Below are 12,678 nucleotides of genomic sequence, written 5' to 3' on the forward strand. Positions count from 1 at the left end.
TATGAAAAGTCTGTTTATTAGGCTTTCGCCGTGGCAGGTCGCCGCTGCCGCCAGCCTTTCGCCCAAGCTTTCATGCGTTCGCGCGCCGGCTTTTCGATGATGTGATACGACATCGCCGACAGCGGAACCAGTGCGGCGACAATCAACAGCCAAGCATAGAACGGCAGCTGATCGCCCTCGATCTTCAGAAGCTTCAGCGCGGCATTGACCGCCAGGATCTTCCAGGGGATGCAGATCATGTAGGTCGAGTAGCTGATCTCGCCCAGATACACGAGCGGAGCCTGAGTCGCGAAGCTTGAGCCGGCTGCGGCCAGGGCCGCCAGCATGACGATCAGCCCCCCCAGGGTCATGACGATCACCGGGTCGGGCGCCTTGAAATGCACGGCCAGCAGCACGGCGGCGCCCGCCAGACAGGCGCCCAGGCCCGAGAAGCGGCCGGTGACGGCGCCCGAGCGCCACAGGGCGTGCAGGGCGCAGCCATAGGCGAAGCACGGGACGATGCGCAGGAAGCCCCAGCGGATCGTCGCCTCGGTCAGTGGGAAGCCGGCCAGCGCCTGGAAGGCCGGATAGAGGGCGGCGATCAGGACCAGGGCCAGGCCGACGGCCAGGCGCGGCCGTTCGCGCAGCCGCCAGGCGGCGAAGGCGAAGGCCGGGAAGCTGAGATAGGCGAACCATTCGGCCGAGATCGACCACGACGGATGGTTCCAGCCCGACACCGGCGCGAAGCCCCAGGCCTGGACCAGCAGCAGATTGGCCGGCAAGGCGCTCCAGGCCAGCATGTTCTGGTCGACGGCGATGCCGGCCAGGCCGGCGGCCCCGGCCATCAGCCCGACGCCCGCCAGGGTGACCAGGTGCAGCGGATAGACCCGCGCCAGCCGGTTCCACAGGAAGTCGCCATAACGGAACGTCCCGGTCCCGACGCCCTGCAGATAGACGTGGCAGAGGATGAAGCCCGACAGGGTGAAGAACGCCTCGACCCCCAGATAGCCCTTGCCGATCATCGCCGGCGGAACCGCCGCCGAGAGGTTGGGCCAGTAGTGATACAGCACCACCCAGAAGGCGGCGAAGAAGCGAAGGGCCGTCAGGGGCTTGATATTGGCGGCGTCTGGCATCATCTCGACTCTCGGTTCGGCGAAGCCTGGGGGCTTCCGTCGCGTTCCTTGCATGGACGGCGCCTACGGAGGGGTAGGCGATGGCGCGTTTTCCGGACCAGAGCTTAGATCGGTACGATGAACGAACTCCTTCACCTCGTCGCGGACCCCGCCGCCTGGGCCGCCCTGGTCACGCTGATCGTCATGGAAGTCGTGCTTGGCATCGACAACCTGGTGTTCATCTCAATCCTCTCCAACAAGCTGCCGCCCGAACATCGCCAGAGGGTGCGTCGGATCGGCATCTCCCTGGCCCTGATCATGCGGCTGGTCCTGCTGTCGACCATCGCCTTCATCGTCGGCCTGACCGCCCCGGTGTTCGACCTGGGCCTGGCCGGCCCGCTGTCGCACGGCGAGCCCACCTTCGAGACGGCCTTCTCGTGGCGTGACCTGATCCTGATCGCCGGCGGCCTGTTCCTGATCTGGAAGGCCACCAAGGAGATCCACCACAACGTCGATCCCGACGCCGACGAATCCGCCCCGGACGTCAAGACGGCGGCGATCTCGAACGTCGGCGGAGCGATCTTCCAGATCATCCTGCTGGACATCGTGTTCTCGATCGACTCGATCCTGACCGCCGTGGGCATGACCGACCACCTGCCGATCATGATCGTCGCGGTGATCGTCGCGGTCACCGTGATGCTGCTGGCCGCCGATCCGCTGGGCAACTTCATCAACGACAACCCGACCGTGGTCATGCTGGCCCTGGGCTTCCTGCTGATGATCGGCGCCGTGCTGATCGCCGAGGGCTTCGGGGTGCACGTGCCCAAGGGCTATATCTACGCGGCCATGGCCTTCTCGGCCGGCGTCGAGGGCCTGAACATGCTGTCGCGGCGCAAGGGCGCGGGCAAGAAGCACTAGACGCAACCCTCCCCCTGTGGGGGAGGCGATCGCGCAGCGATCGGTGGGGGGAGTTTTAGGGTCGTAGGTCCAGGACCTGGTCATCGGCCTATCACTCCCCCTCGGTCGGCTTCGCCGACACCTCCCCCACAGGGGGAGGACCTTTCGTGCGTCCGCCACGTTCCGCTTGCGAACCGCGCGAGCCGTCCGCAAGAAGCCGCCCAGTGACCGACGTGGGGATGCGATGACCGCCCAGACCTTCACCGACACCGAGCGCCGGACCACCCTGGCCGGCCTGCTGATCGTCTTCCTGCTCAGCGCCCTGGACCAGACGGTGGTCTCCACGGCCATGCCGCGGATCATCGCCGAGCTGAACGGCCTGACGCTCTATTCGTGGGTGACCACCGCCTATCTGCTGACCTCGACGGTGATGGTGCCGATCTGGGGCAAGCTGGGCGACATCTATGGTCGCAAGCCCGTGCTGCTGGCCGGCATCGCCATCTTCCTGGCCGGCTCGTGGCTGTCGGGCCTGTCGGGCGAGTTCGGCGCGGTGCTGGGCATGAGCGGCATGGTCCAGCTGATCGTCTTCCGCGCCCTGCAAGGGATCGGCGGCGGCGCCCTGTTCACCACCGCCTTCGCCATCATCGCCGACCTCTATCCGCCGCGCGAGCGGGGCAAGTTCGCGGGGATCTTCGGCTCGGTGTTCGGCCTGGCTAGCGTGCTGGGCCCGCTGATCGGCGGCTACTTCACCGACCATGGCACGGTCCACCTGGGCGGCCAGGTGATCGCCGGCTGGCGCTGGGTGTTCTATGTCAACCTGCCGCTCAGCCTGCTGTCGCTGTTCATGATCCTGGTGAAGATGCCGCCGCTGGAGCACCGGCGTTCCGGCGCGGTCGACTATCTTGGCGCCATCCTGCTGGTCGCCGCCTTCGTGCCGCTGCTGTTGGCCCTCAGCCAGGGCGGCCACGACTTCGCCTGGAGTTCCCCCCAGGCCCTCGGCCTGTTCGCCTTCGCCGCCGTGGCCCTGGCGCTGTTCCTGTACGCCGAGACCAAGGTCAGCAATCCGCTGTTGCCCCTGCGCCTGTTCGCCAACCGGGTGTTCGCCACGGCCAACCTGGCCGGCTTCCTGATCTCCATGGCCTTCCTGGGCGTGGTGACGTTCCTGCCACTCTACATGCAGCTGGGCCTGGGGGTAAACGCCACGACCAGCGGCCTGGCCATCCTGCCGCTGATGGGCGGGCTGATCGTCTCGTCGACCGGCGCGGGCCAACTGGTCAGCGAGACCGGCCGCTACAAGCCGCTGATGATTGCCGGGGCGGTGCTGCTGCTGGTCGGGATCGGGCTGCTGACCCGGGTGACCGCCCACACCACCCTGCCGGATCTGTGCTGGCGGATGGCCATCGTCGGCCTGGGCCTGGGCCCCGGCCAAAGCCTGTTCAACCTGGCCACCCAGAACGCTGTCGAGGTGCGCGACATCGGCGTGGCCACCAGTTCCAACCAGTTCTTCCGCCAGATCGGCTCGACCATCGGGGTGGCGCTGTTCGGCGCCCTCCTGACCCACCGCCTGGCCACCGAGGGGCAGGGTTTCGACCTGGGCTCCTTGCAGGGCCTGGCTCTGAAGGCCACGGCCCAGGGCGCGGCCCGCCATACCGACCCGGTGCTGGCTCAAGCCCTGACCCACGCCATCACCGGTGTGTTCGCCGCCGGCCTGCTGGTGATCGCCGCGGGGCTGGTGGTGATCTTCCTGATCCCCGAGCTGCCGTTGCGGAGCCGGCAACCAGGACCGGAGCCGGTGCTGGATAAGGAAGCCGTCTGATATCGGGCCGGGGACAGGCGCATGCGCCTGTCCCCGGCCTCATCCGCGACTACAGAAAACTGTACGGGTCGACATCGAACACCACGCGCACCGAATTCGGGACCTTGGCCCGGGCCCGCCAGGCGGCCAGGAAGCCCTGCAGGTCCACCGTCCGGTCGGCCCGGACCAAGAAGCGCTTGCGCCGCCGCCCGCGCACCAGGGCCAGGGGCGCGTCGGCCGGGCCGAACACCTCCACCCCCTCGGCGTTGGGCGTGGCGGCCGCCAGGGCCTGGCAATAGGCCTCCAGAGCCACCGGATCCGGTCCCGAGGCGATCACCGCCGCCAGGCGTCCGAACGGCGGCAGGCCGGCTTCCTGACGCATGGCCATCTCGGCCTCGACGAAGGCGTCGCGGTCCTGGGCCTTGAGCGCCTGCAACACGCCGTGCTCGGGGGCGTAGGTCTGCAGGAGCGCCCGCCCCGGCTTCTCGTGCCGCCCCGCCCGGCCCGCCGCCTGGGCCAGCAGCTGGAAGGTCCGCTCGCCGGCCCGCAGGTCCCCGCCGCGCAAGGAAAGGTCGGCGTCGACCACCCCCACCAGGGTCAGGTTGGGGAAGTTGTGGCCCTTGGCGGCGGCCTGGGTGGCCACCAGGATGTCGATCTCGCCGGCCGCCATGCTGTCGACCAGGGCCCGCGCCCCGGCCGCGTCGAACACCGTGTCGGACGAGAACACCGCGATCCGGGCGTCGGGGAACAGGTGGCGCGCCTCCTCCTCGACCCGCTCGACGCCGGGGCCGATGGAGGTCAGGCTGTCCTTGGCCCCGCAGTGCGGGCAGGCCTCGGGCTTCTTCATCGAAAAGCCCGTCAGGTGGCAGACCAGGCGGCCGGTATAGCGGTGCTCGACCAGCCAGCTGTCGGTGTCGGGCGACTTCATCTTCTCGCCGCAGGCCTTGCACAGGACCAGCGGCGCATAGCCCCGGCGGTTCAGGAACAGCAGGGCCTGCTCGCCGCGGGCCAGGGCTAGGGACACCGCCTTGACCAGCGGCGGCGACAGCCAGCGGCCGGGCTCAGGCGGGGTCTCGCGCATATCGATCAGGTCGATGTCGGGCAGTTGCGCCGCCCCGTGGCGGGCGCTCAGCCGCAGCCAGCGATAGCGGCCCTGCTGGGCGTTCCACAGGCTTTCCAGCGAAGGCGTGGCCGAGGCCAGGACCACCAGCGCGCCCTCGATCTTGGCGCGGGCCACGGCCAGGTCGCGGGCCTGGTAGATGAAGCCCTCCTCCTGCTTGAACGAGCCGTCGTGCTCCTCGTCGACCACCACCAGCCGCAGCTTGCGGAACGGCAGGAACAGGGCCGAGCGAGCGCCGATCACGATCCGGGCCGCGCCCGTGGCGACACCCTCCCAAGCCCGACGGCGGCGGGGCGGCGAGACGGCCGAGTGCCACTCGACCGGGGCCACGCCGAAGCGGGCCTCGAAGCGGGCCAGCACCGCCTGGGTCAGGGCGATCTCGGGCAGCAGGATCAGCACCTGGCTGTCGGGGTCGGCGGCCAGGGCGGCGGCCACCGCCTCCAGATAGACCTCGGTCTTGCCCGAGCCCGTCACCCCGTCCAGCAGGGCCGCCTGGAAGCCGCCGGCCTCCAGCATCTGGGAGAGCACGTCGGCCGAGGCCCGCTGGCTGGGATTGAGGGTCTGCGGCGGACGCGACAGCTCCGGCTGGGGAAAGCTGGCGTCAGGCTCGATCCAGGTGACGGCCAGCACGCCCTCGTCGACCAGGCCCTTGACCACCCCGGCCGAAACGCCGGCGGCGGTCGCCAGGGCGCCCGAGGCCAGCGGGCCATGCTCGGCGGCGGCCAGCACCTTCAGCCGCGCGGGAGTCATCTTGGCCGGCTGGGCCCCGGTCAGGACCAGGGCCTTGTCGGGCTTGGCGGCCGGATGGCGCAGGCCGCGCAGGGCCATGGCCAAGGGCCAACCGGGAATGTCGACCGAGTAGCGCGCGGCCCACTCCACGAAGGCCAGGACGCCGGGCGGCAGCGGCGGGTCATCGACCCGTTCCAGCACGGGCTTGAGCGGCCGGTTGCCGCCCGTACCGTCGCGCAGCCCCGTCACCACGCCGCGAATCACCCGCGGGCCCAGCGGCACGGTCACATGGTCGCCGACCGCCAGCCCCAGCCCTTCCGGCTCGGCGTAGTCGAACGCCTCGGGCAGCGGCATGGGCAGCAGGACGGAGGCGATGCGGGGCATGGGACCAGACATGGGGACGATCGGGTTCTGCCTCGGAAACGTCCCCAGGTCGAGAGGACCCGTGGCCGCGCCATCAAGCCGCTGTTAACCGACTTGGGGCTTCATCGGTGTCGCCCCCGCTGTGAACGATATGGGGACGAAGTGTGAACGGAGTAGGCCCGCCCCATGACCGACGCGACGCAAGCCAGGCTGTTTCCGGTGGTCGACCCGGCGCTGGTCCGCGACTTCCTCAGGGCCGAGCCCGATTTCCTGCACGGCGATCCCGACCTGCTCAGCGACCTGGGCCTGCGCCCGGACGCCAGCAACATCGTCGACTTCGGCCCCGCCGCCCTGGCCCGGGTCTCGGCCGCCCATGAGCGCGAGGCCCTGGTCCGCCGCCAGATCGAGGCCACGGCCCGCGCCAACTTCTCGGCCCAGGCCCAGACCCACGCCGCGGTGATCGACCTGCTGGACGCCCGCAACCATTCTGACCTGGCCCGTCGGGTCGACGAAATGGCCATCCTGCGCTTCGGCCTCGCCGCCGGAGTGGTCGTCCTGGAAGGGCCGGGCCGCGTGCCCGCCGGCTGGCACGCCCTGATCGCCGGCCAGATCGACATGACCATGGGCGAGCACGGGGTCGCCCGCATGGGCTTCCACGCTCCGGCCCTGGGCCTGTTCGGCGACCGCATCCAGGACATCAGGAGCATGGCCCTGGTCCGCATGGCCCTGTGGGAACCCTCACGCCAAGGCCTGCTGGCCTTCGGCTCGGCCGATCCCGAGGGCTTCACGGCCGATATGGGCACGGACCTGGTCGCCTTCCTGGCCCGTGTCGTCGAGCGCACGGCCGAACGCTGGCCGATCCTGTGATCGGCGCCCGCCAGGCCCTGACCGCCTGGCTGGATCATCTGGCCAACGAAAAGCGCGCCTCGCCGCGCACCGTGCGGGCCTATGGCGACAACGTCCTGGCCTATCTGAACTTCCTGGAGCGTCATCGCGGCGAGACCCTGTCGGTCGCCGACCTGGGCGGCGTCACGGCCGCCGAGCTGCGCGCCTATCTGGCCTTCCGTCGCGAGCCCCCGCCTTCCCAGAATGGCGACGATCGCGAGGGCCTGTCGCCGCGCTCGCTGTCGCAGAGCCTGTCGTCGATCCGCGCCTTCCACCGCTATCTGGACCACCGGCTGGACACCCCCAACGCCGCCATCGGCCTGGTGCGCGGACCGCGCATCAAGGTCGGCGCGCCGCGCCCCGTGTCCGAGGACCAGGCCCACGGCCTGATCGCCGAGCTGTCGCTGGATCCGGACCGCGAGGACTGGGAGGTGGCTCGCGATGAGGCGGTGCTGACCCTGCTGTGGGGCTGCGGCCTGCGGATCTCCGAGGGGCTGTCCCTGGCCCGCCGCGACGCCCCCCTGGCCGACAGCCTGCGGATCACCGGCAAGGGCGGCAAGACCCGGATCGTGCCGGTCCTCGACATCGTCCGTGAGCGGATCGACACCTATCTGACCGCCCTGCCCTTCGCCCTGGAGCCCGACGATCCGCTGTTTCGCGCCAAGCGCGGTGGGCCGCTGTCGCCGCGGCACGTCCAGGCGACCATGCAAAACCTGCGGAGCCGCCTGGGCCTGTCCGACCGCGCCACGCCGCACGCCCTGCGCCATTCGTTCGCCACCCACCTGCTGGGGGCCGGCGCCGACCTGCGTTCGATCCAGGACCTGCTGGGCCACGCCTCGCTGTCGACCACCCAGCGCTACACCCAGGTCGACGCGGCGGGTCTGCTAGCGGCGTACGGCAAGGCGCATCCACGGGCATAACTAGGATGGCGACACGCACGAGTGCATGTCCCCGGCCTTACAAATCCCTGGCCTCCAGTTCGGCCAGCAGCACCACCAGCCGATCGGCCTCGGCCTGCACCTCACGGACCACAAACGGCGACGGCAGGTCGGCGCGGGCGGTCGGCGGCGAGCGCTTCACCTGCACCAGATTGATCGCCTCGTTGGGGTCCAGCTGCAGGTCGTACATCTCCCATTCCTGCGGCGTCTGGCCGGACGGGTCGAAATAGCGGCTGAGCTTGTGGCGCGCGGTGCGCACGCAGCGCACGTGGTTGGGCTGGCGCACCGAGCCCGGCGCCAGGTTCACGGCCGGATGGTCCTGGTTCACGGTGTCGACCACCCGCTTGTAGACCTCGAATTCCTTGTCGCACTTGAGATTGGCCGGATCGTCGTTCGAGGCCGATGGCGCGGTGATCTCGTCGTCGGTGATGAACAGCACGCCCTGGCGCTCGCGACCGTCCGGCTCGACCACGCGGTGGGTCTGGCCCGTCAGCAGGCCTGACAGGTCCACGCCCGGCAGCGGCGGCACGGGGCGGTGACGGCCCAACGTCTCGGCGATCGTCGCCCGCTGCTGCGGCGTCACCCCGGCCAGGCCCAGCACGGTGGGCAGGATGTCGATGTGGCTGGTCAGGGCGTCGATCTGGCGCGGCGTGAAGCCCAGCGGCCCCTCGCCCGCGCCCGGTTCGTTCTCCACCACCTGGGTCGACGGCGGGAAGCGCACGATGACCGGCACGTGCAGGGCCTCCTGGTAGGCGGTGTGCCACTTCTCGATCATCATGCCGTGGGCGGCGCCGTATTCCCCGTGGTCGGCCAGGAAGATGACGATGGTGTTTTCGGCCTGGCCGGTCTCCTCCAACGTCTTCAGGACCGCCGCCACGTGGGTGTCGACGATCGCATGGAGCCAGGCGTAGAGCTGCAGGAACTCCAGGGCGTAGCGCTCGGGCTCGTCGCTCAACTGGAACGGAAGCACGCCGTTCAGGGCCTGCTGGACCGCGATCTGCATGGACTGCTCATCGTCCAGCAGGTCGCCCTTCGCCAGCTTGGGGAACTTGTCGTCGATCTTGGTCTTGGCGGTGTCGACGATGTTGAAGCCGGTCTTGGCGTTCAGGGCCAGGCCCACCTTGTAGGCGTAGTCGTGCTGGCAGCTGGGCTTGTCGGCCAGGGACTCGTTCTGGGTGGGCGAGGGCCTGGCGCAGTCCTGCGGAAAGCCCCGTTCGTTCAGCGCGATGCGGATTGTGCCGGCGGTCGGCGGCGGCGTCTTCTGGCCCGCCAGCGGCGTCGTCAGCGGACCGAAGATCGACTGCGTGCCCGAATTGTCCGGAGTCGGAAGCGCCTGGGCGATCACCGCCGGATAGGTGGCGATGTCGTGGGGATTGGTGAACGAGGCCACCGCGAACCAAGGCGGGATGGCATCGACATCGGGTCCGGCGGCGTAGGGATCCTGCGCCTGCTCCACGGCCTGGGCGCGGTTGTAGTTCAGGGCCAAGGCCTTGCGGCGGATGAAGGCGCAGGCCTGATCGGTGAAGCCGACGTCGCGATAGACGCCCAGATTGTTGATCGCCGCGCCGTGCGGCTCCGGATACGACTCCTCCCAGTCATCGAAGCCGTAGCGGTCCAGCGAGTGTTCGGGCGGGTTGCTGACATGCCACTTGCCGAAATAGTGGGTGGTGTAGCCAGCCTCGCGCATCCAGGTCCCCAGGGTGGGAACACCGTCGGCCGCCAGCCAGGGGAAATTGTAGGAATCGCCGCTCTTGAACAGGCCGTCGGTCTGGGTGACCCCGGTCCTGGTCCCGTACTGGCCGGTATAGATCACCGCCCGGCTTGGCGTGCAGGCGCTGGCGGCGATGGTGTGGTTGCGCAGCAGGGCCGCGTTCTCGCGCAGGGCCAGCAGGCCGGGGAAGTACTGGGCGTAGGGGTTGTGGGGCTGGTCCTCGCGCTGGAAGCCCAGGATCCTCTTCAGCGGCTCGTCGAATCCGGCTTCGGCCCCGTAGGAGAACCGGGGAAAACGATACTGGTCGCAGGTGATCAACAGGATGTTGGGCCGGTTCGCCTGGGCCATCGTTCGCTCTCCCCTCGCGCCGTGATCGGCGCGGCCATGTCGCTGCATGGCGCTGGAAAGATACACGATAAAGTTGATCAGTCGATGCTTGGTTACTCCTGATCGTATATCGCCCGGGAGGCGGCGACCACGGGCTGTGACATTCCGTCGCCAAAGGATGGTCAAGCCTTGCAGTTAACTGGCTTTTTACGGCGATGACCGCTTCTGGACCCCGAGCACCGGAACCCGCCCATCCTTGTGGGACATGACCGGACATGGGGTTAGAGATGAAGTTCGACGATCTGAAGATCTCCGCCAAGGTGGCCTTGCCGGCCGTCATCCTGACCGTGGTGGCGCTGGCGATCACCGGCGTCGGCGCCTGGCAGGCCAGGGTCGCGGAAGCCGCCACCAAGGTGCTCGTCGAGCAGCGCGCCCCCGCCGCGCTGGAGGGCTCGCGGTTCAACCGCCGGGTCGTGACCATCGGCTACGCCGCCTACCGCACGATCGCCAACGACGCCGCCTCGCCCGAGGCGAAGCAGGCCAGCGACGAGATCGACAACGCCTACAGGGAAGGCAAGGTCGCCCTCGGCAAGCTCAAGGCCGCCGATCCAGACGCCGCCAAGAAGGTCGCCGACTACCAGGTTCGCCTGGACCGCATCTATTCCAGCGCCCGCCAGGGCGCGGACCTGGGCCTGCAGAACGCCAACGACGCGGCCAAGATGGTCATGGGCGTGATCGATCCCGACATCGCCAGCCTGAGCAAGGACATCTCGACCTACACCAACGCCCATAGCGACGAGACCCGCGCCATGGTCGAACAGGCCGCCAAACAGGCCAAGACCGGCATGGTGATGACCATCGCCTTCGGCCTGATCGCCTCGGCCGCCGCCCTCGTCTTCGCCCTGTGGATTGGCCGCTCTAAGATCGCCGCGCCGCTGGCCGGGCTTTCGCGCACCATGGAGGTCCTGGCCCAGGGATCGGTGGACATCGAGGTGGTCGGCGCCCAGCGCAAGGACGAGGTCGGCGCCATGGCTCGCTCGGTGCAGGTGTTCAAGGACAACGCCCTGGCCCTGCGCACCGCCGAGGCCGCCCAGCAGCGCGCCAGCGCCGAGACCGAGGCCGAGCGCCGCCGCAACCAGGAAGCCGCCGAGGCCGCCGCCCGTGAGCAGGCCTTCGTCATGGAGCACATCGCTACCGGCCTGAACCGCCTGGCCGACGGCGACCTGACCTATCGCGTCGACACCGACTTCCCCCAGGCCTACCAGCGCCTGCAGAGCGACTTCAACGGGGCCATCACCCAGATGGAAGAGGCGATGCGCACCATCGTCCAGGCCGCCAACAGCATCGGCTCGGGCTCGGACGAGATCGCCTCGGCCGCCGACGACCTGTCGCGTCGCAGCGAGCAGCAGGCCGCCAGCCTGGAAGAAACCGCCGCCGCCCTGGACGAGATCACCGCCACGGTGAAGCGTTCGTCGGCCGGCGCCGTCGAAGCCTCGCGCGTCGTCACCTCCACCCGTTCGGACGCCGAGCGCTCGGCCGTGGTGGTGCGCGGCGCCGTCGACGCCATGAACCAGATCGAGAAGTCGTCCCAGTCGATCAGCCAGATCATCGGCGTGATCGACGAGATCGCCTTCCAGACCAACCTGCTGGCCCTGAACGCCGGCGTGGAGGCCGCTCGGGCCGGTGACGCTGGCCGAGGCTTCGCGGTGGTCGCCCAGGAAGTGCGGGCGCTGGCCCAGCGCTCGGCCGACGCCGCCAAGGAGATCAAGACCCTGATTTCGACCTCGTCGCAGCAGGTCAGCCAGGGCGTGTCGATGGTCGGCCAGACCGGCGAGGCCCTGCAGGCCATCGTCGGCAAGGTTAGCGAGATCGACGGCCTGGTCAGCGAGATCGCCGCCTCGGGCGCGGAACAGGCCACCGGCCTCAACCAGGTCAACGCCGCCGTCAACCAGATGGACCAGACGGTGCAGCAGAACGCCGCCATGGTCGAGCAGTCGACCGCCGCCAGCCACGCCCTGAAGGGCGAGGCCAACGGCCTGATGCAGATGATCGGGCGTTTCCAGGTGAGCGGCGCCCAAGCTGCTCAAGGGGGCGCCGCGGTGCGCTCCAGCACCCGCCGGGCCGCTCCGCCGACTCAGGTGAACCGTCCAACCCCGCGCCCGGCCATGGCCCCGGCCACCGCCGCCAGCCGCCCCGGCGCAAACCCGGTCCGCGCCGCCCAGGCCAAGCTGGCCGCCTTCGCCGGCTCCGCCCAGCCGAGCTCGGACGACTGGGAAGAATTCTAGGAGCGCTCCTCCGCTCAAGGATCTTGGGAAGCCCCGCCGTTCGCCCGGCGGGGCTCTTCTTTGAAGTGGACATGCCTGGGGACAGGCCCATGGGCCTGTCCCCCATTCAGAACCCGCCCTCCCATTCGAAAAGCCGGCGGCTCTACCGTCCCGCCGGCCGATCCACGTTGAAGCGGACGGTCGAGGACACGGGGCAGCCGTCGACGCTGCGCAGCACGGTCAGGGTGTGGTTGGCCGGCGGCAGGTCGCCGAGTTTCTTCACGTTGGCTCGGGTCGTGGGCTCGGTGTTGACGGCCAACTCGACGCCCGATTCCCGACAGGCCGCTTGCGCCTTGATGGTGGCGCGAACCTCTTCGATGGACCGATAGAACGCCGTCGGGCCCACGATGACCTCGTCGCTCAGCGCGGACGGCGCCGGCGTTGGCGTGGCCTGAACGGCGGAAGCCAGCAACAGGGCGGACAAAAGCATGGCGGGGCTCCGTTTTCGAACCCCGCCACTCTACGTCCAGTCGAACGCGAACGCTCGTTAATTTCGGG

At 69.2% G+C, this 12,678-nt stretch carries 9 protein-coding genes; 5 read left to right on the forward strand and 4 right to left on the reverse strand.

Features of this window, described 5'->3' with window-relative positions; all coding sequences use genetic code 11:
- Positions 1 to 17: 17 nt before the first annotated feature.
- On the reverse strand, positions 18 to 1,112 hold the full coding sequence (locus J2X41_RS04300; RefSeq protein WP_310080706.1) for an acyltransferase: 1,095 nt from the start codon (positions 1,110 to 1,112) through the stop codon (positions 18 to 20).
- A 117-nt stretch (positions 1,113 to 1,229) separates the two neighbouring features.
- On the opposite strand from J2X41_RS04300, the gene J2X41_RS04305 reads away from it, so the two are divergent.
- Positions 1,230 to 2,009 carry a TerC family protein gene (locus J2X41_RS04305; RefSeq protein ID WP_310079904.1) on the forward strand — a complete coding sequence of 260 codons (780 nt, stop codon included), beginning with the start codon at positions 1,230 to 1,232 and terminating at the stop codon, positions 2,007 to 2,009.
- 223 nt (positions 2,010 to 2,232) lie between these two features.
- The gene (locus tag J2X41_RS04310) at positions 2,233 to 3,804 is read left to right on the forward strand and encodes an MDR family MFS transporter (protein ID WP_310079905.1); all 1,572 of its coding nucleotides are present in this window, start codon (positions 2,233 to 2,235) and stop codon (positions 3,802 to 3,804) included.
- Between the two features lie 49 nt (positions 3,805 to 3,853).
- Here J2X41_RS04310 and J2X41_RS04315 read toward each other — a convergent pair whose 3' ends face one another.
- A complete protein-coding gene (locus J2X41_RS04315; protein ID WP_310080707.1) occupies positions 3,854 to 6,016 on the reverse strand; it encodes a primosomal protein N' in 2,163 nt (720 codons plus the stop codon).
- 165 nt (positions 6,017 to 6,181) lie between these two features.
- Between J2X41_RS04315 and J2X41_RS04320 the strand changes: the two genes are divergently transcribed.
- On the forward strand, positions 6,182 to 6,862 hold the full coding sequence (locus J2X41_RS04320; protein WP_310079906.1) for a DUF484 family protein: 681 nt from the start codon (positions 6,182 to 6,184) through the stop codon (positions 6,860 to 6,862).
- A complete protein-coding gene (locus J2X41_RS04325; RefSeq protein WP_310080710.1) occupies positions 6,862 to 7,800 on the forward strand; it encodes a tyrosine recombinase XerC in 939 nt (312 codons plus the stop codon). The genes J2X41_RS04320 and J2X41_RS04325 overlap by 1 nt, the downstream gene beginning before the upstream one ends.
- A 37-nt stretch (positions 7,801 to 7,837) precedes the next feature.
- Here J2X41_RS04325 and J2X41_RS04330 read toward each other — a convergent pair whose 3' ends face one another.
- Positions 7,838 to 9,877: a sulfatase-like hydrolase/transferase gene (locus tag J2X41_RS04330; RefSeq protein ID WP_310079908.1), complete on the reverse strand. Its 2,040-nt coding sequence runs from the start codon at positions 9,875 to 9,877 to the stop codon at positions 7,838 to 7,840.
- Between the two features lie 266 nt (positions 9,878 to 10,143).
- Between J2X41_RS04330 and J2X41_RS04335 the strand changes: the two genes are divergently transcribed.
- Positions 10,144 to 12,141, forward strand: a complete 1,998-nt coding sequence (locus J2X41_RS04335; RefSeq protein ID WP_310079909.1) for a methyl-accepting chemotaxis protein — start codon at positions 10,144 to 10,146, stop codon at positions 12,139 to 12,141.
- A 142-nt stretch (positions 12,142 to 12,283) separates the two neighbouring features.
- Here J2X41_RS04335 and J2X41_RS04340 read toward each other — a convergent pair whose 3' ends face one another.
- Positions 12,284 to 12,610, reverse strand: coding sequence for a hypothetical protein (locus tag J2X41_RS04340; RefSeq protein WP_310079910.1), 327 nt, complete (start codon positions 12,608 to 12,610; stop codon positions 12,284 to 12,286).
- Between the last annotated feature and the right edge of the window lie 68 nt (positions 12,611 to 12,678).

Origin of the sequence: Caulobacter sp. BE254 (assembly GCF_031457295.1) — a bacterium.
Taxonomy (GTDB): domain Bacteria; phylum Pseudomonadota; class Alphaproteobacteria; order Caulobacterales; family Caulobacteraceae; genus Caulobacter.